This window comes from Micromonospora sp. NPDC047187 (genome assembly GCF_040643355.1).
Lineage (GTDB): Bacteria > Actinomycetota > Actinomycetes > Mycobacteriales > Micromonosporaceae > Micromonospora > Micromonospora salmantinae.
In genome coordinates this window covers 95,986-119,180 of the sequence record NZ_JBEYUF010000016.1, presented here as the reverse complement: position 1 = coordinate 119,180, position 23,195 = coordinate 95,986, and the positions used below count along the sequence as shown (strand labels likewise).

The following is a 23,195-nucleotide window of genomic DNA, read 5'->3' as shown; positions in this document are numbered from 1 at the left end:
GCGAGCCGCGGTCAAGGTCGGGCGAAGGGCAGTCCTCGACTTAAGTCCCCTTCCACGCGCCTTTTTCGCAAGGGATCGCGACGATGACACTGAAGACGAGAATGCTTGGCGTCGTCATGGCGGCCGTGACACTGGCCGCCGCCGCGTTGACGTTCGCCACTCCCGCGTCGGCGGCGACGCTCACGCAGGTGACCAACTTCGGCACCAACCCGACCAACCTGCAAATGCACCTGTACGTCCCGGACCGGGTGGCGACCCGACCGGCGATCCTCCTGGCCATGCACTACTGCACCGGGACGGGCCCCGCGTTCCACTCGGGCACCCAGTACGCCTCCCTCGCCGACCGGTACGGGTTCATCGTGATCTACCCGTCGGCAACCCGCAGCAGCAAGTGTTGGGACGTCTACTCACCGCAGGCGTTACGCCGTGGCGGCGGCAGCGACCCGGTCGGGCTCATGTCGATGGTCGACCACGTGCGGCAGCGCTACTCCGCCGACCCCGCGCGGATCTTCGCCACCGGCACCTCTTCCGGCGCGATGATGACCAACGTCATGCTGGGCGTCTACCCGGACGTGTTCGCGGCGGGCGCCTCGTTCGCCGGGGTGCCGTTCGCCTGCTTCGCCACCGGCGGCACCTCGGAGTGGAACAGCCAGTGCGCCAACGGGCAACTCGTCCGGACCGCGCAGCAGTGGGGTGACCTGGTCCGGGAGGCGTACCCCGGCTACACCGGCCAGCGACCCCGGATGCAGATCTGGCACGGCACCAACGACGAGACGCTGCGCTACCCGAACTTCGGCGAGCAGGTCAAGCAGTGGACCAACGTGCACGGTCTGAGTCAGACCCCGACGTACACCGACTCCCCGCAGTCCGGCTACACCCGCACCCGGTACGGCAGCAGCGGCCCGATGGCACCGGTCGAGGCGATCAGCATGCAGGGTGTCACGCACAACCTGCCGGTCGACGCCGCGCAGGTGATCCGCTTCTTCGGGCTGGACGGCACCGCGCCGCCGACCACTCCGCCCCCGACCACTCCGCCCCCGACCACTCCGCCCCCGACCACTCCGCCCCCGACCACTCCGCCCCCGACGACTCCGCCGCCGACCACGCCGCCGCCGACCGAGGGCGCCTGCCGGGTCGGCTACACGGTCAACGCCTGGAACAGCGGCCTCACCGCGAGCGTGGCCATCACCAACACCGGTGCCACCGCCGTGAACGGCTGGGCGCTGAGCTTCACGTTGCCCACCGGGCAGCGCATCACCAGCGGCTGGAACGCCCAGTACGCCCCGGCGAGCGGTGCGGTTACCGCCCGCAACGTCTCCTACAACAACACCATCGCCCCGAACGCGTCGGTCGAGATCGGCTTCCAGGCCACGCACGAGGGTGGCGCCGGCAAGCCCACCTCGTTCGCCCTCAACGGTGCCGCCTGTTCGGTGTCCTGATTTCCCTTCCCACCCCACCACCCCCAGAAGGAGTCACACGATGAGAAGTACGAGATGGAAGGCGGCGTCCAGAGCCGCCATCGCGCTGGCCGGCGCGGGTGCCCTCGCCGCCGGCATGGCGCTGTTCGTGACGGCACCCGCCTCCGCCGGGACGACGCTCGGCGCGTCCGCCGCCGAGAAGGGTCGGTACTTCGGCACGGCGGTCGCCGGGTTCAAGCTCTCCGACAGTGCGTACACGACGATCTTGAACCGTGAGTTCAACTCGGTGACGGCCGAGAACGAAATGAAGATGAACGCCACCGAGCCGCAGCAGAATCAGTTCAGCTACGGGGCGGCGGACCAGATTGTCAACCACGCGCGCAGCCGCGGGATGAGCGTGCGCGGTCACACACTGGCGTGGCACTCGCAGCAGCCCGGCTGGATGGAGAGCATGAGCGGCAGCGCGCTGCGGCAGGCGATGCTCAACCACGTCACGCAGGTGGCCACCCACTTCCGCGGTCGGGTCGTGGCGTGGGACGTGGTGAACGAGGCGTTCGCCGACGGCAGTTCCGGAGGCCGTCGCGACTCCAACCTCCAGCGCACCGGCAACGACTGGATCGAGGCGGCGTTCCGGGCGGCGCGTGCCGCCGATCCGGGCGCGAAGCTCTGCTACAACGACTACAACACCGACAACTGGACGCACGCCAAGACCCAGGGCGTCTACAACATGGTGCGCGACTTCAAGGCCCGTGGCGTGCCGATCGACTGCGTGGGCTTCCAGTCGCACTTCAACAACGACTCCCCGTACGTGAGCAACTACCGCACCACGCTGTCGAGCTTCGCGGCGCTCGGTGTGGACGTGCAGATCACCGAGTTGGACATCCAGGGCGCGTCGGCGAACACCTACCGCAGCGTCGTCGAGGACTGCCTGGCCGTGGCCCGCTGCAACGGCATCACCGTGTGGGGCATCCGGGACAGTGACTCGTGGCGGGCTTCGCAGACCCCGCTGCTGTTCAACAACAACGGCTCGAAGAAGCCAGCGTACGACGCGGTTCTCGCCGCGCTGAACAACGGCACCACGCCCACGGACCCGCCGACGGACCCGCCCACGGACCCGCCCACCGATCCGCCGACCGACCCGCCCACGACTCCGCCTCCGGGCCCGGGTGGCTGCACGGCGACGGTGTCGGTGAACCAGTGGACGGGTGGCTTCGTGGCGAATGTTCGAGTGACGGCCGGCTCGTCGGCCCTCAGCGGCTGGACGGTGACGATCGCGCTGCCGTCCGGCGCGACGGTCACCAACGCGTGGAGCGCCAACCGCAGCGGTAACACCGGCACGACGAACTGGACGAACGTGGCGTACAACGGCCAGGTCGGCGCCGGACAATCCACCGAGTACGGCTTCCAGGCCAACGGCACCGCCGGCAGCCTCAGCCCCACCTGCTCAGCCCGCTAAAGCCCCACCGGCCGGTGCGGAGGCGGCTCCCGCCTCCGCACCGGCCTCTCCCAGCTGTCGTTGATTAAAAGGTTTGCCTCACCCTGCCCGGCCTGTCATGACGCAAACCTCTTGATCACCGGGGACGAGGGCTAGTCGCCGGAGAAGCCCCAGAAGTAGATTTCCTCCGGCTTGCCCTCGGCGTCGTGCAGGACCGCGCACCGGCCGAACCATCTCTGCTCGGCCAGCCCTTCGATCGCGGGCAGGTGCTCGCGGGTCAGCCGCTCGGTGCCGGCATGGCGCATTGCCTCGGCAGCGCTCACCGGCTCGACAGTGCCGAATTCGGGCCGTTCGCCCTCGTCGAGGACTCGGTAGACGTCGAGGATGGAATGAGTGCCCGACTCCTGCACCCATTCATCGTTGAACAACTCTTTCATGGTGGCGGGACGGTTTGGATAGTCGCTCGCTGAGTTCGGGGTCTCACCCCGGGCCCACCAGTACTGGCCCTCGGCGAAGACAGTGTCCCGCAGGGCATCCAACGCCGCGTCCAGGTCTGGTTGGTACGAGACGACGTAGCTCCACCCGGATGCGCCCACCACTGCCTCTTTCCCTCAACATGTCAACGGTGCCGGCACGGTAGCGGGCAGCACCGACATCGGTGAGATGGGACCGTGGTGGCTAGCCGTCGATGCGGATGATGTTGCGGATCTTGTTGGACGCGTCCAGGGCGGCGACCTTGTACGCCTCGGCCAGCGTCGGGTAGTTGAACACCGCGTCGACCAGGTAGTCGATAGTGCCGCCGCAGCCCATCACCGCCTGACCGATGTGGACGATCTCGGTGGCGGCAGTGCCGAACACGTGCACCCCGAGCAGTCGGCCGTCGTCGGGGGAGACGAGCAGCTTCAGCATGCCGTACGAGTCGCCCACGATCTGACCCCGGGCCAACTCGCGGTACCGGGCGATGCCCACCTCGAACGGTGTCGAACTCTCGGTCAGCTGCGCCTCGGTCTGCCCGACGAAGCTGATCTCCGGGATCGTGTAGATGCCGATCGGTTGCAGGCCGTGCATCTCCCGGATCGGCTCGCCGCAGGCGTGCTGCGCGGCCAGCCGGCCCTGCTCCATGGACGTGGACGCGAGCGCGGGAAAGCCGATCACGTCGCCGACGGCGTAGATGTTCTCCACCTGGGTGCGGTAGTTGGCGTCCACAGTGATCCGGCCGCGTCGGTCCGCCTCCAGCCCGGCCGCCTCCAACGCCAGGTCGTCGGTCTGGCCCTGCCGCCCGGCCGAGTACATCACCGTGTCGGCGACGATCTTCTTGCCGCTCTTGAGGATGCACAGCGCCGCCGTCTGGTGCTTCTCCACGGCGGCGACCTCCTCGCCGAAGCGGAACGCCACGGACAGGTCGCGCAGGTGGTACTTGAGTGACTCGACGACCTCGTCATCGCAGAAATCCAACATCCGCTCGCGGCGTTCCACCACGGTCACCTTGGTGCCGAGCGCGGCGAACATCGAGGCGTACTCCATGCCGATCACGCCGGCGCCGACCACGACCATGCTGCGGGGTACGGCCTGGAGGTTGATGACCCCGTCGGAGTCCACGATCGTCCGGTCGTCGAAGTCGACGCTGTCCGGGCGGGCCGGGCGGGTGCCCGCCGCAATGACGATCTTGTCGAAGGTCACCTTGGACTCGCGGCCGGAGCCGCCGTCCACCCAGATCGAGTGCGCGTCGGCGAAACGCCCGGTGCCGGTGATCATCGCGACCCGGTTGCGGGCCAGTTGATTGCGGATGACGTCGGTCTGCCTGGTGATCACGTGCTGGGTCCGGGCCGCCAGGTCGCTGACCGTGATCTCGTCCTTGACCCGATAGCTGCTGCCGTACAGGTCCCGCTGACTCAGGCCGGTCAGGTAGAGCACTGCCTCGCGCAGGGTCTTGGAGGGCACGGTGCCGGTGTTTATGCACACCCCACCGATCATGTCGCGGCGGTCCACGATGCCGACCCGCCTGCCGAGCTTGGCGGCGGCGATCGCGGCCTTCTGACCGCTGGGTCCGGAGCCCAGCACCAACAGGTCGTAGTCATACACAGGCGTTAGCGTCGCAAGATGTCGCGGCCGGCGCCAGACCCCGGAGTCGAGCGTTATTCGTCTGCCACAGTGCAGAGGCCGCCGTTCAGCGTGAACTCCTCCGGCAGTTGCGTGCCGGAGGCGACGAGCCCCAGCGACACGGTGCCACCCGGCGGGATCACCGCGTTGCGACCGGTGTCGCGCACCCGCAGGTAGCTGTTGTTGACACGGTCGACGACCTTCGCGCCCCAGATGCCGTGGACCTGCTGGCTGGCCCAGAACCGCCACGTCATCGTCCACCCGTCGACCGCCGTGGTGCCGGTGTTCTCGACGACGAGACGCGCCACGAAGCCGTCCGACCACTGCCGCACGACGGATCGGACCGCGCAGCTCGGCGGCGGCGGCAGGGTGGTCACCGTGACCGGTGCGGACAGGGGCGAAAGGTGTCCGACCTCGTCGCGGGCCTGCACCACGAAGGTGTACGTGGTGTTCGGCGTCAACCCGCTGATCTGGGTCTTGGTGGGCGTGGGCGGGTACTGGTACAGCTCGCGGACCCGGGTGAGAGTGCCGCTGGCGTCGACCCGGAACACCTCGTACCGGTCCAGCGCGACGTTCTCCACGGAGGGAGCCCAGCGAAGCCACACCTGTGTGGCGCCGACGTCGTACGCCACCGGTTGACCCGGCGCGCTCGGCGGTTGGTCGTCTCCCGGTGGCATGGTCAGCCGCAGGGTCGGGTTGGACACTGAGCTGTTGCCGGCCGCGTCCAGCGCCCACACCGAGAAGGTGTACGTGCGCGACGGCCGCGGACCACGCCCACGTTGTCGGTCGAGGCCGCCCAGGTCAGCTCGACCGAGGTGGTGTCGATGGCGACGACAGTGATCGGGCCGGGTGCGGTGTCCCGTCAGCCGACGAGGCGGCGTTCCCAGGCCCAGGCGGCGATCTCGACCCGGTTGCGGGCCTTGAGCTTCATCTGCACGCTCGCCAGGTGGGTCTTGACAGTGCCCACGGCGATGAAGAGCTGGGTGGCGATCTCGGCGTTGGTCAGGCCCCGGGCGACGAGCTTCACGACGTCGAGTTCCCGGGGCGACAGGCCACCGTCGTCGCGCGCCGGAGCCGGCGAGCTGAGGTGCGCCAACAGCCGTACCGTGATCGAGGGGCTGATCAGCGCGTCGCCGGACACGGCCGCGCGGACCGCCTCCACCAGCAGGGCCGGGCCGGAATCCTTGAGCAGAAAGCCGCACGCGCCGTTGGAGAGCGCGGTGTGCACGTACTCGTCGAGGTCGAAGGTCGTCACGACGACCACTCGGATCGGGTCGGCGACGCCCGGCCCCGCGAGCAGCCGCAGTGCCTCAAGACCGTCGAGGCGGGGCATCCGGATGTCCAGCAGCACCACGTCCGGGCGCAGTCGTCGGGCCAGTTCGACGGCCTGGACGCCGTCGGCGGCCTCGCCGACCACCTCCATGTCCGACTGGGCTCCAATGATCATGCCGAAGCCGGTCCGGACCATGGCCTGGTCGTCGGCGATCAGCACCCGGATCACCGCGTCACCGCCACCTGGAGCGGGAACGCCGCGTCGAGCACCCAGCCACCGGCGACGCCGGGCCCGGCGGTGATCGTGCCGCCGAGGGCGCGTACCCGCTCGGTGAGGCCGATCAGGCCGAAGCCGTGCCCCCGGGCCGGCGCGGTCCGCGGCGACGCGCCGTCGTCGGCGACGCGGACCAGCAGCCAGTCCGGGGTACGCCGCACGGCCACGGTCACGGACCGCGCGTCCGGCGCGTGCTGGCGGGTGTTGGTGAGCCCCTCCATCACCACCCGGTACGCCGACGTCGAGACCTCCACCGGCAGCCCGTTCAGGTCGCCGTCGACGTGCAGTCGTGCCGGCGCGTTCGCCGCGCCGTTGAACCCGGTCAGCAGCGGCTCCAGTTCGGTCAACCCGGCCAGTGGAGCCAGCGGCGCGTCCGGCGGGGCGTCCGGGTTGCGCAGGATGCCGACCATCCGCCGCATCGAAGCCATCGTCTCCGCGCCGGCCCGCTCGATCTGCTCCAGGGCGACGATCACCCGTCGCGGGTCCTGCTCGGCGACGAACCGGGCACCCTGTGCCTGCACCACGATGCCGGTGACGTGGTGGGCGATGAAGTCGTGCAGATCCCGGGCGAACTCGGCACGTTGCTCGGCCCGGACCAGCGCGATGGCCCGCTCCCGGCCGGCGGCCACGATGCGCAGGTAGAGCCCCACCCCGGCGGCGCCGGCCGCGGCCAGCACCTGGAGCAGGCCGAAGATCACCAACAGGCTCTCGGTGCCGACGCGCAGCGGCATCGCGGCGACGGCGAGCCCGGCGGCCACCGCGGCCCACGGGGCGAGCCGCGGCGCGCCCCAGCGGGCCACCACGAAGACCACGCCGATCAGCCCTGCCGACTCGGCGAGCCCCCAGGTGCGGGCGAGCAGGATGCCGCCGCCTCCGGAGAGGAGCACCACCCCTGCGGTCACGGCCAGTGAGGCGCTGGCGAGTGCCAGTGCGGCCAGCGGCAGCCGGCGGGAGCCCAGCCGGTGCACCGGCAGCCACAGCGGCACCGTCGCCACCGCCAACCCCATCGGCACCAGGAGCAGGAGAGTACCGATGCCGGAGTCATCCGCCGTGCTGGCCGCAAAGTCGAAGAGGGCGAGCAGGCCGAAGGCCACCAGCCCGGCCGCCTGGGCCAGGCGTACCCACAGTCGTCGAAGATCCGGCGTGCTCATGGTGACCCAGCGTAGCCAGCCGGGTGGAGGTGGCGGATCGGCCAAAAGGCAGACCCGGCACCGGCGATACCCGGCCCCGGGCCGATGCGAACACCCGCCGGCGGCGGCGACGCTTTCCGGGTCACCACGCAGCCACTGGAGGAACGATGACAACCCACGCCCCGCCGGAGACCAGCCACGCCGCGGTCGCCGCGGTCGACCTGGTGAAGGTGTACGGCAGCGGCGACACCGCCGTCCGTGCCCTGGACGGGGTCTCGGTCGACTTCGGCCGGGCCGAGTTCACCGCGATCATGGGCTCGTCCGGGTCCGGCAAGTCGACCCTGATGCACTGCCTCGCCGGCCTCGACACGGCCACCTCCGGTCGCGTCCTGCTCGGCGGCACGGAGCTGACCGGCCAGTCGGACCGGACGCTGACCCGGGTACGCCGGGAGCGGATCGGGTTCGTCTTCCAGTCCTTCAACCTGCTGCCGCAGCTCACCGCCGCACAGAACATCACGCTGCCGCTGGACCTCGCCGGTCGGCAGCCCGACGCTGAACTCCTCGCGCACCTGGTGCGGGTGCTGGGCCTCGGCGATCGCCTGGACCACCGGCCCAGCGAGCTGTCCGGCGGCCAGCAGCAGCGGGTGGCGCTGGCCCGGGCGCTGGTGGCGCGGCCCGAGGTGGTCTTCGCCGACGAGCCGACCGGCAACCTCGACTCCCGCTCCGGCGCGGAGGTGCTCACCATCCTGCGCGACTCGGTGCGCGACCTCGGTCAGACCGTCGTCATGGTCACCCACGACCCGATCGCCGCGGCGTACGCCGACCGGGTGGTGCTGCTCGCCGACGGGCGGCTGGCCGGCGAGATCGACAAGCCGAACCAGGTGTCGGTCACCGACGCCCTGCGTGACCTGGCGGCCCGCCGATGAGGGCGACAGTGTTGCGTACCCAGACGACCGCCGCGGCCCGGCGGCCCGGCCGGCTGGTCCTGACCGGCCTGGCGATCCTGGTCGCGTCGTTCGTCGTCTTCGGCACCGTGCTGGTGCAGCAGATCACCGAACGGACCGTGCGGGACAACCTGAGCGGCACCCCGTCCGTCACCGAACTGGTGATCGGCAGCGTCGACGTGCCGCCACCCACAGTGATCGACGTGCGGCAGATCCGGGCCGTGCCGGGGGTGGCCGAGGCGGTGGCCCGGGTCTCGACCGGGGTCTCCATCGGCGAGGGGTACCTCAACCTCCAGTCCGATCCGGGCACCGGCCCGCTGAGCACGGTCCGAGTCATCGAGGGCAGCTACCCGGATCAGCCCGGCGAGATCGCGATCACGCCGCGCACCGCCGAACGGCTCGGGCTCTCGGTCGGCACCACCACCAGCGGCACGGGCGGTGAACTCACCACGCCCGCCCCACTCACCGTGACCGGCGTGGTGGAGACCAGCGCCGACGCCGGCTACGACGCGTACGCCCCGGACAGCGCCCTGATCGCCTGGGCGCGCCTGACGACTGTGGAGCGCGTCGACGTGCGGGTGGCGCCCGGCGCCTCGACCGACGCGGTCCGTCAACGGGTGACCGCAGCGGTCGCCGGCCAGCCGATCCGCTCCGGCGCCGAGGTGCGCGAGGCCGAGGCCCAGGCGGCGGCCCAACAGGTCGGGAGACTCTTCATCCTGGTCGGCATGTTCGTCTCCATCGCTGTCGTCGCGGCCGCGCTGGTGGTCACCTCGACCTTCCGCATCGTCTTCGCGCAGCGGATGCGGCAGCTCGCGCTGCTGCGGGCGGTCGGTGCGAGTCGGGCCACACTGGTCGCGGCCTTGACCGCCGAGGGAGCCCTGACCGGGCTGGTCGCCGGCGTCGTCGGGGTCGCCAGCGCCCTCACCCTCGGGTACGCGCTGCCGGCGATCATGCGCGCCGCCGGCCACGCGGTCTCCTCGCCGGGCCTGCCACTGGTGGAGGCGGTCACTGTGGTGATCGGCGCCGTCGTGATCACCGTGCTGGCCGTGCTGGCACCGGCGCTGTCGGCCGCCCGGGTCTCCCCGCTGGAGGCACTGCGGGCGGCGAGCGTCACCGCCGGCCGTCGCGGCATCGGCCTGCTGCGTCTGGTCTTCGGGCTGCTCCTGGCCGTCGGCGCGATCCTGGCGGCGGTCGGGACGATCAGCCAGTTGCCGAAGCCGGAGCAGTCGGACTACGACCCGTCGATACCGCTGCTCCTGCTGGTCGGGTCCGGCGCGTTGGCGTTCTTCGCGCTGGTGGCTCTCGGCCCGCTACTGGTGCGCCCGGTGCTGGCCGTTGTGGGTTGGCCGCTGCGCCAGCTCGGGCCGGTCGGGCGGATGTCGGTCGGCGGGATCGGCGGGACGCCGCGCCGCGCCGCCGCGGTCTCCGTCGTGGTCGCCCTGGGCGTGACCCTGATCTCAGGGGTGGTCATCGGCGGCGCGTCCTTGCAGATTCTCGCCGACCGCGAGATGGCGCTCTCGGCCCCTACCGACTTCGAGGTCACCAGCAACGGTGGGACGCTGCCGCCGGCCGTCGTGACCCGGGCCGAGGCGGCACACGGCGCGCTGGCGAATGTGGTGCCGTACCGGATGGTCGGCGACGTCACGCTGCTGCGCGGCGGCGACAAGCTCGGCGACGTCGAGTCCGGTTATCCGACCAGCGACCTGGACCTGGGCGCGTTGCCGAGCACCGGTGCCCTGGACGTGGCCCAGGGCACCCTGGCCGATCGTGGCCCCGGCCGGATCGTGCTCAACAGCTGGGTCGCGCGGGACGCGGGTCTGCGGGCCGGCGACACGGTCACGCTCGCCGTCGCCACCGGCAGTGTCGACGTGCGGGTGGCAGCGGTCCTGCCCGGCGACGGGCCGCTGCACGCCGGCATTCTCGCCGATCCGGCCGACCTGGACCGGCTCGGTGTGCCGGCCGCGTACACCGGTCTGCTGGCCGACGCGGCCGGGGCCGGCGAGGACGGTCGTACCGCCGGCGTGCGGGCGCTGCGGCAGGCGATCGGGGGCAGCGACGGGGTGGGCCTCGCGGTGCTCGCCGACGAACGGGACCGCAACGACGCGTTGGTGCGCACCCTGGTCTGGATCGCTGTCGGTCTGGTCAGCCTGACCGTGCTGATCGCTGTGGTCGGCGTGGGCTCCACGACCGCGCTCTCGGTGGTGGAGCGGGTACGCGAGTCCGGGTTGCTCCGGGCGATCGGGCTGTCCCGGCCCGGTCTGCGCACCATGCTGACCGTCGAGTCCGGCCTGTACGGGGTGATCGGCGCGACCATCGGCCTGGTGCTCGGCATTCCGTACGCCTGGTTGGCGGTCCAGACCCTCGGGATCGAGGCGCCGCTGACCGCGCCGGTGCTGCCGTTGGCCGGGCTCTTCGTGGTGCTGGTCGGGCTGACCGCGCTGGCCGGGGTGCTACCCGCCCGTCGGGCGTCGCGGGTCAGCCCGGTGGAGGCGCTGGGGGCCGACAACTGAGCACCGCCGTGGGGTGACGCCGCGCCTTCGGCGCCACCCCACGGCAGCATGGTCAGTTGGGGTTGTTGGCGTGGGTCAGCGTCTCCCAGGCGACGAAGAGGTTGTTGGTTCCGGCCGGACGTTGTTGCAGCGTGAGGGTCTGGGTGTTGGTCATGACGTTGCCCAGCCGGGTGCTCATCGCGTTGAAGCCGACCTCGGTGATCGGCCCGAGGCCCCGGGTGAGGCTGCCACCGCAGAGCCAGGAGGGCGGCGCCTCGCCGAGCTGGTAGCGCGAGTGGAATCCCAGCGCCTGACGCAGCCGCTCACCGACCTGTGGGTACAGGTCCCGTCCCTGGATCCGGGAGGTCTCCGCGACGTGTGAGATGGCGGAGATCCCGTATCCGGTGTGGACGAAGTCGCGGCAGGTTTCCTGCGCGAGGCCGGCGACGAAGGTGGACTGACCCTGCCAGTAGCCGATGATCTCCGCGCTGGTGTCCAGGCCGCTGCCGGGCATCGTGTACGGCAACGCGCCATCGCTGGGCAGGTAGACGAAGGCCCGGGTGCGGTTGAGGAAGCGGCTGACCGCCGCGTCGTAGGCGGACCGGTCCTCCAGGAAGACCGAGATGCCGACGGCGGCCTCCATCATTGTCAGTTCCCAGTTGCCGTTGCTGTTCGAGCCGTTGCGCACCACCGGCAGGTAGACGTTGCGCAGCATGGTGGCGAAGCGGTTGGCGTTGGGCCAACTCGTGTACGTGTACTTGATGATCTCGGCGGCCCGGGGCCAGACCGAGGCGGCCCAGCCCGTCTGCAGTGGGGCGTTGCTGCCGGTGTGGGCGGTGATGGTGGCCGACCACGCATCCATGATCTGGATCGACTTCTGCGCGTACCGGGCGTCGCCGGTGACGTACCAGGCGAGCGCGTCGGTGTACGCCGCGATCGCGTCCTCCCGCTCGTCGGTGCAGCCGTTGTTCGGGTTGGAGTAGGAACCGCACTCGACCACCGAACGGGGCGCCGGTGTGCGCGACAGGGAGGCGTACCGGCTGCTCATCATCTGGTTGTAGGCCGCCGCCCACGGCTGTGCGCCGGCCTGCACCCGGTCGCGGACGAAGTCGAGCTGGCCTCGGCTGACCAGCACGCCGGGGTGGGTGAAACCACCGGAGGGCGGTGGTGTGCCGCCGCCGGTCGGCAGCGCCCAGGTCTGGTTGGCGGTGCCGGTGCAGCTCCAGATCTGCAGCGGGGTGCCGTCGGCCGAGCTGGGACCGGTCGCGTCGAGGCACTTGCCCGAGGTCGGGTTGACCAGTTGCCCGGCGCTGGGCGACCACTGCTGCGCTCCGGTGCCGTTGCAGTCGTAGATCTGCACCCGGGCACCGTTGGCGGTGCTGGCGGCGGCGATGTCGAGACACTTGCCCAGCGCTCGGATCGTGCCGTCGTCGGCCACCGTCCACTGTTGCGCGGTGGAGCCGTTGCAGGTGAAGAGCTGCACCGGTGTGTTGTTGGCCGGGTTCGCGGCGGCCACGTCGACGCACTTGCCGCCGTACCCGGTGATGGCGCCGGTCGCGGCTGCGATGGCGGGCGATGCGCCGACGACCAGGCCGGTCGGTACGGCGAGCAGGGCCGCGGCGAGCGCGGAGGTCAGTCTGATGCGGGGGCGGCGGGGCAGGAGCCCGGCCGATCGTCGCGCCATGTGGGGGTCCTTCCGGGGCGGCGAAACAACTGTAAAGTGTGTTAATCATTACAGTCATACACACCGATATCAATGTCTTCGTCGCCACGGATGCCGTTACGGGTGCATGGACGCGCCCTTGAGTACCTTGTCCACCACGTTGCGCGGCGCGTGCAGGGCCAGGCCCACCAGGTCGAGCTTCTCCCGTCCGACCGCCCGAACGGCGGCGCGGTTGTCCCGGTCGTTGCCGGTGGCGAACAACTCGGCGGTGAAGATCGCCAGCCGCAGGCCACGGGCGAGGGCGCGCGAGTGCGCGCCGACCAAGGTTGCCCGGTCCCCGGCGAAGACCAGCACCGGCTGGCCGAACATCGGCAGGTAGCTGGTGCCGTCCGCGTCGCGGTACTCCTCGCCGACCAGCTCCGGCAGCGTGCTCGCGATGCCGCTGACCAGGAAAGCGGTAATGTTCAGCCGTTGCCAGCTCGCCAGGTCGTTGCGGAGCAGTACGGCGATCTTGGTGGGAAAGCGGATCGGTTCGGTCATGGCGTCGAGCCTGCCCGCCCCGACGCCCACCGGTCTTGTACGTTCTTAGCGTGGACACCCGCCCGGCGGGCTCGCACGTCAGCGCGTGGCGACCCGCGGTAGCCGGGGTCGCCGAGGTCTTCCACGCCCATTTCGTCGACCACGCCTACCCCCGGCACATCCACGAGGTGTGGACGCTGTTGATCGTCGACGACGGCGCGGTCCGCTTCGACCTGGACCGGCACCGGCACGGCGCGCTGCGCACGTCGGTCACCCTGCTGCCGCCGTACGTGCCGCACGACGGCAGCTCCGCCACACCCGACGGCTTCCGCAAGCGGGTCCTGTACCTCGACACCTCGGCGCTCGACGCCGAGCTGGTCGGCCGGGCCGTCGACGAGCCGGACCTGGCCGATCCGCAGCTGCGCGACCGGGTCCACCACCTGCACCAGGTGCTCGCCGCACCCGGTGACGAGTTCGAGGCCGAGAGCCGGCTCGCGTTCATCCTGGACCGGCTCCGCCGCCAGCTCCGCCAGCGCTCCCCGGCCGCTGTCCAGCCTCCCGGACGCGGCCTCGCGGTGCGACTACGGGAGCTGCTGGACGCCCGGACCGTCGAGGGCGTCACGCTGGGGGAGGCCGCGGAGCTGCTGCACGCCCACCCGACCCACCTGGTCCGGACGTTCACGCAGGTGCACGGCGTGCCACCGCACACGTACCTGACCGGCCGTCGGGTCGACCTGGCACGTCGCCTGCTCCTCGCCGGGCAGCGGCCCGTCGAGACCGCCGTCGCGGCCGGGTTCTTCGACCAGGCGCACCTGACCCGCCACTTTCGGCGCTACCTGGGCGTCAGCCCGGCCCGCTACCCCCGCCCGAGCTGAGTGGGGTCAGACGCGCTGGCCGCCGATGACGGCGAGCAGGCGCAGCTTCTCGTCACTCGGCGACCCGGGTACGGCGGTGAAGACCAACAGTGTCTGTGACTGGTCGGGATCCACCAGCGTCTGGCAGTGCAACTCCAACGCCCCGACCTCCGGGTGGACGAAGTGCTTGGGCGGGCAGTAGCCGGCGGGCACCGGGTGCTCCCGCCACAGTTGCGCGAACTCCGGGCTCCTGGCCAGCAGGTCGTCGACGAGCGCGGCGGCCCGCGAGCCGCGCCCGTCGCGGCTGTAGGAGGCATGCAGGTGTGCCACGAGGAGTCGACTCTGCGTCTCGTGGTCCTGCACCGGGTGCAGCTGCCGTGCCGTCGGGTCGGTGAACCAGCGGTGGTGCGCGCTGCGCGCCAACCCGCTGTACCGGGTCTCGTCACCGAGCAGGGCGACAGCCGGCGCGGTCTGCGCCAGGGTCTCGCCGAGGTGGTTCACCACCTGGGCGGGAGTGTCGTGCATCCGGTCGAGAATGCGCATCATCCCCGGGTTGACGTGGTCGGCCCGGACCGCGCGGTGTGGGACGGCGTGACCGGCGAGCTGGAACAGGTGGTCCCGTTCGGCGAGGGAGAGCCGCAGGCCCCGGGCCAGGGCGGCGAGCATCTGCTCCGACGGGTGCGGCCCGCGCTGCTGCTCCAACCGGCTGTAGTAGTCGGTAGACATTCCGCTCAACGTGGCGACTTCCTCGCGCCGCAGCCCTCCGGTGCGCCGGCGCGGGCCCCGGGGCAACCCGACGTCCTCGGGCTGGAGCGCCTCTCGGCGGGTGCGCAGGAAGCTGGCGAGTTGGGCGCGGTCCACGGTTTCTCCGATCACTGCATGCCGGCTGTCGACCGGCGCATCGAGTGCAACAGGGGAGACCCGGCAGGGTGTTCCGCCTCCCGGGCCGTCCCGTGCCGTCAGCGCTGGATGGACTTGGTCTCCAGGAACTCCTCCAGCCCGAAGCGGCCGAACTCGCGGCCGTTGCCGGAGTGCTTGTAGCCGCCGAACGGGGCGAGCGGGTTCCAGTGGCCGGCGTTCACGTCGACCTGGCCAACGCGCAGCCGCCGGGCGATCGCCAGCGCGTGCTCCGGCTCACCGAAGACGCCGCTGGTCAGGCCGTACAGCGTGCCGTTGGCGATGGCCACGGCCTCCTCCTCGTCGGCGTAGGGGATGATCGTCAGCACCGGGCCGAAGATCTCCTCCTGGGCGATCGCGGAGGCCGGGTCGACGTCGGCGAAGATCGTCGGCTGGACGTAGGCCCCGACGGTCAGCCCCTCGGGCCGCTGCGGGCCGCCGAACACGAGCCGGGCGCCGTCGGTGATGCCCCGCTCGATGTAGCCGACGACCTTCTGCCGGTGGGCCTCGGAGGCCATCGGGCCGATCCGGGTGGCCTCGTCGCCCGGGTCGCCGACGGTGTACTGCTTCGCGGCCTCGACGGCCAACGCCACGGCCTCGTCCTGCCGGGAGGCGGGCACCAGCATCCGCGGCCACGCGCCGCAGACCTGACCGCCGTTGCTGAACGCCATCATGAGACCCCGCTCGACAGCGGCGGGCAGGTCGGCGTCGTCGAGGATGATGTTCGCGCCCTTGCCACCCAGCTCCAGCGCGACCCGCTTGACGGTCGCCGCGGCCACCGCGGAGATCCGCTGCCCCGCCCGGGTGGAGCCGGTGAACGAGATCATGTCGATGTCCGGGTGGGCGGAGATCGCCTCACCGACGGTCGCGCCGGTGCCGTAGACGACGTTGAAGACACCCGCCGGTACGCCGGCCTCGGCGGCGGCCTCGGCGAGGATGCGCGCGGTCAGCGGGGCGTTCTCGGACGGCTTGAAGACCATCGTGTTGCCGGCGAGCAGGGCCGGCGCCAGCTTGGAGACGATCTGCTGAAGCGGGAAGTTCCACGGCGTGATCGCGCCGACCACGCCGATCGGCTCGCGGACGATCAGCGAGTTGCCGACCTCCTCGGCCCAGGCGAAGTCGTCGGCCAGACCGGCGACGGACTCGACCACAGCGGCCGGGAACGCGACCTGGGCGGTGCGGGACATACCGATCGGAGAGCCCATCTCGGCGGTGATCGCCTGGGCGATCTCCTCCGTGCGGGCGGCCAGGCCGGCGCCGAGGCGGCGCAGCACGTCCGCCCGGTGCTGCGGGGTGGTCGCCGACCAGGCCGCAAAGGCGGCTCGGGCGGCGGCGACGGCGCTGTCGACGTCGGCGGCGGTGCCGGCCGGGGTCTCGGCGACGACCTCGCCGGTGGCCGGGTTCACGACGGGAAGGGTGCCGGCGGAGCCGGTGACGGTCTCGCCACCGATCCAGTGGCCGGCGACGGTGTAGGTGGAAGGTGTCATGGACCGACCGTCGCACCGCTGCCGAACCCCAACCAGGTGCGGTTTATCCACGGTTCCGCGATCCCTGGCTGGGGCTCGGCCCCCTCAGAGCGCGAGGACGATCCGGCCGGCTGTGGTGCCGGCGCACTGCCGGGCCCAGGCGTCCGCGACGGCGTCGAACGGCACTGTCTCGTGGTCGACGGTGAGCCGGCCGGCCGCCGCGTGCCCGGCCACCACTGTCAGCGCTGCGGCCCGCTCGCCGGCCGACAACCCGTTGTTCGTGTAGCCGACCATCCGCAGTGCGCCGCTGCGCAGCACGGCGGACTCGATGGGTGCTGTCGCGCCGGCCGCGCTACCCAGGTTGACCAGCCGCCCACCCGGGCGCAGCACCCGCAGCGCCGCCGCTGCCGGGACACCGAAGACCGGGTCGAGGACGAGGTCGACCGGCCCGTCGGCGGCGTGGCGCAGCCGGTCGGCCACCGACGCGACATCGTCGTCGGGGAGCAGCGGGACCGAGACGGCGGCACCGAGCTTCTCGGCTCGGGCCCGCGCCGCGGCGGACCGGGCCACGGCGATGACCCGGCGGGCGCCGCCGAGCAGGGCGAGCTGGACGGCGGCCTGACCGACCACACCCCCGGCGCCGAGCACGATGACCTGTTCGCCGGCCGCCAGGCCGCCGGCGTGGGTCAGCGCCGCGTGCGCGGCGACCGCGGAGAGGCCGAGGGCCGCGAGCAGGGTCAGCGGTACGCCGGCCGGCAGCGCCACCACGTCGACGGTGGGGACTGTGACAGTGGTCGCCATGCTGCCGTCGACACCGGAGCGCATCCCGGCCGACGTGCCGAACCAGACCGCTGTGCCGTCGACGAGCCGACCGACCCCCTGCACACCCGGCACGTACGGGGTGCTCGGCGGCCCGAAGTAGCTGGTGCCGCTGGCGCAGAGCACGTCCAGCGGGGTGATCGGCACGGCCTCGACGGTGACCGCCACCGCACCGTCGGCCGGCACCGGCACCGGCGCCGGCCGCTCGGCGATCGTCGGTGCGACGCCGCAGGTGGTGAGCACTGCCGCGCGGATCACGTCGCGATGTCCGGGTAGGGCATCGAGAAGTGGGCCAGCCGCGCGCCGTACGACTTCTGGTATTCCAGCGGCTCGGTGTTGTCCCGCTCGAAGAGGGCGATGAAGAGGGTCAGGGTGAGGAACGGGTGCGCGCCCAGCTCGAAGAGCTTCACGTGGTCGTGGGTGGCCAACGCCTCGCGTTCCACGTCGTCGAAGCGCAGCCAGGTGCTCGCCTCGCCGGTGTGGCAGTTCAGCACCGTGTTGGCGCACTCGGCCTCCCACCAGGCGACCAGCTCACCCGGTTCGCTGCGGTAGCGCTCGACCAGCTCAGGATCCCGGTCGACCATGAAGAGGAACTTGTTCAGCAGATACTTGCTCACGTCGGCGCTCCGTTCGGGTACCAGGTGAAGTACGCCTCCATGGTGTGGAACAGATCGAGGGTGTCCACGTAGTCGGCCTTCACGCCGGCGCCGGCCACGCCCATCATCAGCATGAAGTCCATGAAGCCGTGGGTGGCGTTGCCCGGTGAGTGCAGGCTGTCCAGGGTGACCTCGCGCAGGCACTCGTCCAGGTCGCCGTTGGCGATCCACTCGACGGCCCGCTGGTCGAACTCCGGGTCCGGGCCGTGCGGGCCGAACTGCCGGGGGCCGCCCAGCTCCAGCGAGAGGTGGCCGGTGCCGATGACCGCCACCCGCAGGTGCGACGGCCACGACTCGACGATGTCGCGGATGCTCTGGCCGAGTTGGACGAAGCGCTTCGGCTGTGGCAGCGGCGGCGCGAAGATGTTCGTGTAGATCGGCACGATCGGCAGGTCGGCTTCGGGCCGCAGCGTGATGATCGGGCAGGTGATGCTGTGGTCGATGCGCAGCTCGTTGCTGAACGCGAGGTCGAAGCCGGCGTCGAGCCCGGCCCGCAGGATGTGCCCGGACAGGTCCTCCTGGCCCTTGAGCAGCATCCGGGGCAGCCCGAACTCGCGCTCCTCGTTGTACCAGTTGGCGTCGTAGTGGGGCGCCTTGCCGACCAGGAACTGCGGCATGTTGTCCAGCCAGAGCTGGTGGAAGTGGTCGGAGCCGACCATCACCAGCACGTCGGGTCGGGCCCGGGTCAACGTTTCCCGGAACGCCAGGATCTTGCGGGTCCACTCGTCGGCGAACGGTGGCCGGTCCTCGCCGGTGGCGGTGCTGGCCCGGTAGTAGAAGGGGTGGTGGGTGGAGGCGATGACCGCGACGATGGAGGCCATTCCCGCTCCTTTCGGGGGTGGAGGAGGAGATCAGGGTTCGTAGACGGCGTTGCGGTCGACGGTGCGGTAGATGTCCATGCCGAGCGGTCGTCGTCGCTCCTCGGCGAGGTGCCCGAGCAGCCCCGCCGCGCGGGCCAGCAGGGCGAAACCGCGCAGCATCTCGACCGGTAGCGCGAGGTCGGCGAGGGCCGCCCCGCAGACTCCGGCGCCGTTGAGTGGCAGGGTGCGGCCGAGCACCTGCGGGTGTACGCGTCCGATCGCCTCGAACAGCCGCAGGTGCGGGCCGTGCAGACCCTCCTCGGCGGCGATCCTGATCAGCACGGGGGTGCGCGGGTCCTGCTCCTTGTGCACGGGGTGCCCGAGCCCGGGGACCAGTCGACGCTCCCGTTTGGCCCGGGTGACCGCGTCGAGCGCCACCGCGTCGTAGTCGGTCACCTCGCCGGCCTGGGCGAGCGTGTCGGCGAGGAAGCGTCCACAGTCCTCGGTGACGCCGAGGAAGCGGGAGCCGCCGCCGAGCAGGCCGGCGGCGAGTGCGCCCTGCAACGACTCGGGCGCGGACAGGTACGTCAGCCGGGCGGCGATCGCCGTCGGGGTGAAGCCGTGGTCGGCGAGGGCCACCAGCACCGCCTCGAAGACCCGTACCTCACCCAGGGTGGGGCGGCGGCCGGCGACCAGCCAGTACGCCAGCTCGCCGAAGCCCACGGTGCCCATCAGGTCGGCGGCCAGGTCCTGCCCGAGCAGGGAGATGGTGGTCGGGTCGGAGGTGCCGATCCCGGTGGGGAAGCTCAGTTCTTCAGCCATGCGCGGATCTCCTCGCCGTGTTCGTCGAGCCCCGGCGGCGGCAGCTCGTACCGGGCCGGGGTGTCGGAGAAGGTGATGGGGTTGCGGACACCGGGCATGTCTCCGACGGTGACGACTGGGTCGAGCCCCAGCTCCTCGGCGAGCGCCACACCACCGTCGATGGTGTTGATCGGCGCGCACGGGACGCCGGCGGCGAGCAGGTCCCGGAACCACTCGTCCTTGGTCCGCTTGGCGAGGCGTTCGACAAGCAGGGGCCGCAACTGTTCGCGGTTGGCCGTGCGGTCCTGGTTGCGGCCGAAGCGACTGTCGTCCGGCAGGCCGGGCAGGTCGAGCACCTGGCAGAGCTTGCGGAACTGCCCGTCGTTGCCGGCGATGACGATCAGCTCGCCGTCGGCGGTGGGCAGTGGCTCGTACGGGAAGAGGCTGGGGTGCGCGTTTCCCATCCGGAACGGGACGGTGCCGCCGGCGACGTAGCCGCTGGAGTGGTTGACCAACCCGGACAGGGCGGAGCTGAGCAGGTTGACCTCGACGTGTTGGCCTCGTCCGGTCTCGCCACGGTGGTGCAGCGCGGCGAGGATGCCGATGCTGGCGTGCAGCCCGGCCATCACGTCGAAGACCGAGATGCCGGCCCGGTACGGCGAGCCGTCCGGGTCGCCGGTGAGGCTCATCAGGCCCGAGATGGCCTGCACCATGAGGTCGTAGCCGGGGAAGTCCCTACCGGCGCCGGTGCCGAAGCCGCTGATGCTCGCGTACACGATCTTGTCGTTGGTCGCGGTGACGGTGTCGTAGTCGAGGCCGAACCGGGCGAGGCCACCGGGCCGGAAGTTCTCGATCAGCACGTCGGCGCGGCGGGCCAACTCCTGCGCGGCGGCCAGGTCGTCGGGTTTCCTCAGGTCCAGGGCGACCGACCGCTTGTTGCGGTTGATGCCGAGGTAGTAGGTCGAGACCCCGTCGCGGGTGGGCGGCATCCAGGTGCGGGTGTCGTCGCCACCGGGGCTCTCAACTTTGATCACCTGGGCGCCCAGGTCGGCCAGGAGCATCGTCGCGTACGGCCCGGCGAGGATCCGGGAGAAGTCCGCGACGAGCAGGCCGGCCAGGGGGCCTGTCGAATGCTGCACCATGTTTCCGCCCGTTCTGCGGACACCTGTCCGCCGAGACAGCTTGCGATACCGCACGGTGCGTGTCAACGGTGCGTCTATCGAAGGGATCGCACTCTTGACACGTTTCGTGACCGGGACCACACTTGCGCCACTCGGGCTGGCCGCACAGCGGACAACAGTCCGGATTCCCCTCGTACTCCGAAAGGAGGGTGGCGAATGAGCGCAACTGACCGGCCGGTGGTCTTCCGTAACGGCCTGGTTCTCACCATGGACGACGCGCGCACGGTGCTGCCCGGCGCCGACGTGCTGGTCATCGGCGGCCGGATCGCGCAGGTCGGCGTCGGCCTCACCGCACCCGACGACGCCCTGGAGATCGACGCCACCGACGGCATCCTCATGCCCGGCATGGTCGACACCCACCGGCACCTGTGGCAGACCGCGATGCGCGGGTACGGCGCCGACTGGACCCTGACCCAGTACTTCGTCTGGTACTACCTCGAGTCGGGCAAGCTGTTCCGGCCCGAGGACGTCTACGCCGGCAACCTGCTCGGCGCGATCGAGGCGATCGACGCCGGCGTCACCACCACTGTCGACTGGTCACACGGGTTGCAGACACCCGAGCACGCCGACGCCGCCGTGGACGCCCTGGAGGCGGTCGACGGACGGTTCGTGCTCGCCTACGGCAACATCCAGCAGGGGCCGTGGGAGTGGGCCACCTCGCCGGAGTTCCGCGACTTTCACCGCCGCCGCATCGACGGTGGCAAGCTGGCCGGCTTCCAGTTGGCGTTCGACGTCACCGGCGACCCCGCCTTTCCGGAACGGGCCGCGTTCGAGGTGGCCCGGGAGTTGGGCGTCGCGGTGACCACCCACGCGGGCGTGTGGGGCGCCACCAACGACGACGGTATCCGGCTCATGCACGAGAACGGCTTCATGAACCCGTCGACCGTGTACGTGCACGCGGCGACGCTCACCCAGGACTCGTACAACCGGATCGCCGCGACCGGCGGCTCGGTCTCCGTCTCGACCGAGAGTGAGCAGAGCGCCGGCCAGGGTTACCCACCCACCTGGCAGTTGCGCCACCACGACATCCCGGTGTCACTGTCGATGGACACCAGCGTGTGGTGGAGCGGCGACCTCTTCTCCGCGATGCGCAGCACGCTCGGAGCCGACCGCTCCCGGGAGCACCTGGAGGCGCACGCCAAGCAGGAGACCATCACCCACTGCCACCTGCGCGCCGAGCAGGTCGTCGAGTGGGCCACCCGAGGCGGCGCCCGCGCGCTCGGCATGGACGCCACCATCGGCGCGCTCACCCCCGGCCGCCAGGCCGACGTCGTCCTGATCAAGAACGACGCCTCGCCAGCGATGTTCCCGATCCTGAACCCGCACGGTCACGTCGTCTTCCAGGCCCAGCGTGCCGATGTGCACACGGTGCTGGTGGGTGGCCGGGTCGTGAAGCGGGACGGTCGCCTCGTCGGCGTCGACCTCGCCGCCGCGCGGGCCAGGGCGGCCGCGACCATCGAGCACCTGCGCGAGACGATGGGGGAGGAGGCCTGGCAGCGGGGAATGAACCCGGACGTCCCCGAGACCGCGATCCTGGAGAACCCGTACCAGTACACCGAGTGGGACGCCGGGTCGGCGCAATGGAAGCATTAAGGACATGAGTGACAACGGAAGGGGCGCCGGGCCCGACTTCATCGAGGCTCTCGCCCGTGGCCTCGACGTCCTGCGCTCCTTCCGTCCCGCCTGCCCCTCGATGACGCTCAGCGAACTCGCCGCCGCCACCGGCCTGGCCCGCCCCACCGTCCGGCGCATCCTCATCACGCTCGAATCGCTGGGCTACGTCCGCGCGGTCGGCCGCGGCCACACCCTCACCCCGCGCGTCCTGGAGCTGGGGATGGCGTACGTCAACGCGCTGAACATGTGGGACGTCGCCCGGCCGCACATGGAGAAGCTCGTGGCGCAGACCAACGAGTCGACCTCGATGGCCCAGCTCGACGGCAGCGACATCGTCTACGTCGCCCGGGTGGCCGTCCCCAAGATCGTCACCCTGGGCGTCACCATCGGCACCCGCTTTCCGGCATCCGCGACGTCGATGGGCAAGGTGCTGCTCGCGGCCCTCCCACCGGACACGCTGGCGACCGTCCTCGCCGAGCCCAGCCGCTCCGGCATCACGGCGCGCTGGCAGCCCGCGCCGGGTGAGCTCGACGCCGTGCTGCGCGAGGTCCGGGCAAAGGGCTGGGCGCTCGCCGACCAGGACCTGGCGCCGGGGATCCGGTCCGTCGCCACCGGCGTACGCGACGGCGACGGGCGGGTCGTCGCCGCCATCAACGTGACAGTGCACGCCGCCGAGACCTCGCTGGAGACCCTGCGCGAGGAGCACCTTCCGAGGTTGCTGCGCGCGGCCGCCGACATCGGGCACGACTGGGCGCTCACCGCCGCCGTGCCGGTGGTCACCGCCTAGGGCCGCGACCTACTGATCCTGAGCTTCGCGCGTCGTCCGGGACAACGGGGACACCCAACCGGATGCCATAGTGCCG

The 23,195-nt window shown here is 71.1% G+C and carries 21 protein-coding genes; 7 read left to right on the top strand and 14 right to left on the bottom strand.

From position 1 onward, the window contains the following. The first annotated feature begins 83 nt into the window (after nt 1-83). Together ABZ794_RS23515 and ABZ794_RS23510 are read left to right on the top strand one after the other, a co-directional pair. Nucleotides 84-1,439, top strand: coding sequence for a PHB depolymerase family esterase (locus ABZ794_RS23515; RefSeq protein ID WP_357517576.1), 1,356 nt, complete (start codon nt 84-86; stop codon nt 1,437-1,439). Between the two features lie 40 nt (nt 1,440-1,479). Continuing rightward, nucleotides 1,480-2,874: an endo-1,4-beta-xylanase gene (locus tag ABZ794_RS23510; protein WP_210786510.1), complete on the top strand. Its 1,395-nt coding sequence runs from the start codon at nt 1,480-1,482 to the stop codon at nt 2,872-2,874. A 131-nt stretch (nt 2,875-3,005) separates the two neighbouring features. Here ABZ794_RS23510 and ABZ794_RS23505 read toward each other — a convergent pair whose 3' ends face one another. From ABZ794_RS23505 to ABZ794_RS23485, 5 genes are all read right to left on the bottom strand, one after another. Then, complete coding sequence (locus ABZ794_RS23505) at nt 3,006-3,449, bottom strand: hypothetical protein (protein ID WP_210784648.1); 444 nt, start codon at nt 3,447-3,449, stop codon at nt 3,006-3,008. Between the two features lie 82 nt (nt 3,450-3,531). Further along, the gene (gene sthA, locus ABZ794_RS23500; protein WP_210784649.1) at nt 3,532-4,935 is read right to left on the bottom strand and encodes a Si-specific NAD(P)(+) transhydrogenase; all 1,404 of its coding nucleotides are present in this window, start codon (nt 4,933-4,935) and stop codon (nt 3,532-3,534) included. Between the two features lie 53 nt (nt 4,936-4,988). Continuing rightward, nucleotides 4,989-5,690: a cellulose binding domain-containing protein gene (locus ABZ794_RS23495; protein ID WP_357517573.1), complete on the bottom strand. Its 702-nt coding sequence runs from the start codon at nt 5,688-5,690 to the stop codon at nt 4,989-4,991. A 125-nt stretch (nt 5,691-5,815) separates the two neighbouring features. Next, nucleotides 5,816-6,454, bottom strand: coding sequence for a response regulator transcription factor (locus ABZ794_RS23490; protein WP_210784652.1), 639 nt, complete (start codon nt 6,452-6,454; stop codon nt 5,816-5,818). Next, on the bottom strand, nt 6,451-7,650 hold the full coding sequence (locus ABZ794_RS23485; protein ID WP_357517570.1) for a histidine kinase: 1,200 nt from the start codon (nt 7,648-7,650) through the stop codon (nt 6,451-6,453). The genes ABZ794_RS23490 and ABZ794_RS23485 overlap by 4 nt, the downstream gene beginning before the upstream one ends. 146 nt (nt 7,651-7,796) lie before the next feature. On the opposite strand from ABZ794_RS23485, the gene ABZ794_RS23480 reads away from it, so the two are divergent. Beyond that, nucleotides 7,797-8,555: an ABC transporter ATP-binding protein gene (locus ABZ794_RS23480; RefSeq protein ID WP_210784654.1), complete on the top strand. Its 759-nt coding sequence runs from the start codon at nt 7,797-7,799 to the stop codon at nt 8,553-8,555. 8 nt (nt 8,556-8,563) lie between these two features. Continuing rightward, nucleotides 8,564-11,083: an ABC transporter permease gene (locus ABZ794_RS23475; protein WP_357517567.1), complete on the top strand. Its 2,520-nt coding sequence runs from the start codon at nt 8,564-8,566 to the stop codon at nt 11,081-11,083. Between the two features lie 52 nt (nt 11,084-11,135). On the opposite strand, the gene ABZ794_RS23470 is transcribed toward ABZ794_RS23475, so the two are convergent. Both ABZ794_RS23470 and ABZ794_RS23465 read right to left on the bottom strand, forming a co-directional pair. After that, nucleotides 11,136-12,746 (bottom strand): ricin-type beta-trefoil lectin domain protein, encoded by a 1,611-nt coding sequence (locus ABZ794_RS23470; protein ID WP_357517565.1) that lies wholly within the window; start codon nt 12,744-12,746, stop codon nt 11,136-11,138. A 96-nt stretch (nt 12,747-12,842) separates the two neighbouring features. Beyond that, the gene (locus ABZ794_RS23465; RefSeq protein ID WP_210784656.1) at nt 12,843-13,265 is read right to left on the bottom strand and encodes a DUF2000 domain-containing protein; all 423 of its coding nucleotides are present in this window, start codon (nt 13,263-13,265) and stop codon (nt 12,843-12,845) included. A gap of 50 nt (nt 13,266-13,315) precedes the next feature. On the opposite strand from ABZ794_RS23465, the gene ABZ794_RS23460 reads away from it, so the two are divergent. Next, the gene (locus tag ABZ794_RS23460) at nt 13,316-14,119 is read left to right on the top strand and encodes an AraC family transcriptional regulator (RefSeq protein WP_210784657.1); all 804 of its coding nucleotides are present in this window, start codon (nt 13,316-13,318) and stop codon (nt 14,117-14,119) included. 6 nt (nt 14,120-14,125) lie between these two features. Here the strand turns inward: ABZ794_RS23460 and ABZ794_RS23455 are convergent, their stop codons facing one another. The 7 genes from ABZ794_RS23455 to ABZ794_RS23425 all read right to left on the bottom strand — a co-directional run bounded on the left by ABZ794_RS23455 (nt 14,126) and on the right by ABZ794_RS23425 (nt 20,679). Next, nucleotides 14,126-14,959: a helix-turn-helix transcriptional regulator gene (locus ABZ794_RS23455; protein ID WP_210784658.1), complete on the bottom strand. Its 834-nt coding sequence runs from the start codon at nt 14,957-14,959 to the stop codon at nt 14,126-14,128. A gap of 98 nt (nt 14,960-15,057) precedes the next feature. Beyond that, entirely contained in the window at nt 15,058-16,482 is a 1,425-nt protein-coding gene (locus ABZ794_RS23450; protein ID WP_357517562.1) for an aldehyde dehydrogenase family protein, read from the bottom strand. Nucleotides 16,483-16,566: 84 nt separating this feature from the next. Beyond that, on the bottom strand, nt 16,567-17,538 hold the full coding sequence (locus tag ABZ794_RS23445) for a zinc-binding alcohol dehydrogenase family protein (RefSeq protein WP_357517560.1): 972 nt from the start codon (nt 17,536-17,538) through the stop codon (nt 16,567-16,569). Then, a complete protein-coding gene (locus tag ABZ794_RS23440; RefSeq protein ID WP_210784661.1) occupies nt 17,535-17,897 on the bottom strand; it encodes a hypothetical protein in 363 nt (120 codons plus the stop codon). Before ABZ794_RS23440 ends, ABZ794_RS23445 begins: the two co-directional genes overlap by 4 nt. Then, entirely contained in the window at nt 17,894-18,757 is an 864-nt protein-coding gene (locus tag ABZ794_RS23435; RefSeq protein ID WP_210784662.1) for an extradiol ring-cleavage dioxygenase, read from the bottom strand. The genes ABZ794_RS23440 and ABZ794_RS23435 overlap by 4 nt, the downstream gene beginning before the upstream one ends. A 30-nt stretch (nt 18,758-18,787) precedes the next feature. After that, nucleotides 18,788-19,558 (bottom strand): citryl-CoA lyase, encoded by a 771-nt coding sequence (locus ABZ794_RS23430; RefSeq protein WP_357517557.1) that lies wholly within the window; start codon nt 19,556-19,558, stop codon nt 18,788-18,790. Next, nucleotides 19,543-20,679 carry a CoA transferase gene (locus tag ABZ794_RS23425; protein WP_357517555.1) on the bottom strand — a complete coding sequence of 379 codons (1,137 nt, stop codon included), beginning with the start codon at nt 20,677-20,679 and terminating at the stop codon, nt 19,543-19,545. The genes ABZ794_RS23430 and ABZ794_RS23425 overlap by 16 nt, the downstream gene beginning before the upstream one ends. Nucleotides 20,680-20,874: 195 nt before the next feature. On the opposite strand from ABZ794_RS23425, the gene ABZ794_RS23420 reads away from it, so the two are divergent. Both ABZ794_RS23420 and ABZ794_RS23415 read left to right on the top strand, forming a co-directional pair. Further along, complete coding sequence (locus tag ABZ794_RS23420; RefSeq protein WP_210784665.1) at nt 20,875-22,311, top strand: amidohydrolase family protein; 1,437 nt, start codon at nt 20,875-20,877, stop codon at nt 22,309-22,311. 4 nt (nt 22,312-22,315) lie between these two features. Continuing rightward, complete coding sequence (locus ABZ794_RS23415) at nt 22,316-23,119, top strand: IclR family transcriptional regulator C-terminal domain-containing protein (protein WP_210784666.1); 804 nt, start codon at nt 22,316-22,318, stop codon at nt 23,117-23,119. The last annotated feature ends 76 nt before the right edge of the window (nt 23,120-23,195 follow it).

Coding starts and splice junctions, on each gene's coding strand:
- ABZ794_RS23425 (WP_357517555.1), bottom strand. CDS start 20,679: ATGGTGCAGCATTCGACAGGCCCCCTGGCCGGCCTGCTCGTCGCGGAC.
- ABZ794_RS23470 (WP_357517565.1), bottom strand. CDS start 12,746: ATGGCGCGACGATCGGCCGGGCTCCTGCCCCGCCGCCCCCGCATCAGA.
- ABZ794_RS23465 (WP_210784656.1), bottom strand. CDS start 13,265: ATGACCGAACCGATCCGCTTTCCCACCAAGATCGCCGTACTGCTCCGC.
- ABZ794_RS23485 (WP_357517570.1), bottom strand. CDS start 7,650: ATGAGCACGCCGGATCTTCGACGACTGTGGGTACGCCTGGCCCAGGCG.
- ABZ794_RS23450 (WP_357517562.1), bottom strand. CDS start 16,482: ATGACACCTTCCACCTACACCGTCGCCGGCCACTGGATCGGTGGCGAG.
- ABZ794_RS23415 (WP_210784666.1), top strand. CDS start 22,316: ATGAGTGACAACGGAAGGGGCGCCGGGCCCGACTTCATCGAGGCTCTC.
- ABZ794_RS23480 (WP_210784654.1), top strand. CDS start 7,797: ATGACAACCCACGCCCCGCCGGAGACCAGCCACGCCGCGGTCGCCGCG.
- ABZ794_RS23510 (WP_210786510.1), top strand. CDS start 1,480: ATGAGAAGTACGAGATGGAAGGCGGCGTCCAGAGCCGCCATCGCGCTG.
- ABZ794_RS23430 (WP_357517557.1), bottom strand. CDS start 19,558: ATGGCTGAAGAACTGAGCTTCCCCACCGGGATCGGCACCTCCGACCCG.
- ABZ794_RS23515 (WP_357517576.1), top strand. CDS start 84: ATGACACTGAAGACGAGAATGCTTGGCGTCGTCATGGCGGCCGTGACA.
- ABZ794_RS23435 (WP_210784662.1), bottom strand. CDS start 18,757: ATGGCCTCCATCGTCGCGGTCATCGCCTCCACCCACCACCCCTTCTAC.
- ABZ794_RS23420 (WP_210784665.1), top strand. CDS start 20,875: ATGAGCGCAACTGACCGGCCGGTGGTCTTCCGTAACGGCCTGGTTCTC.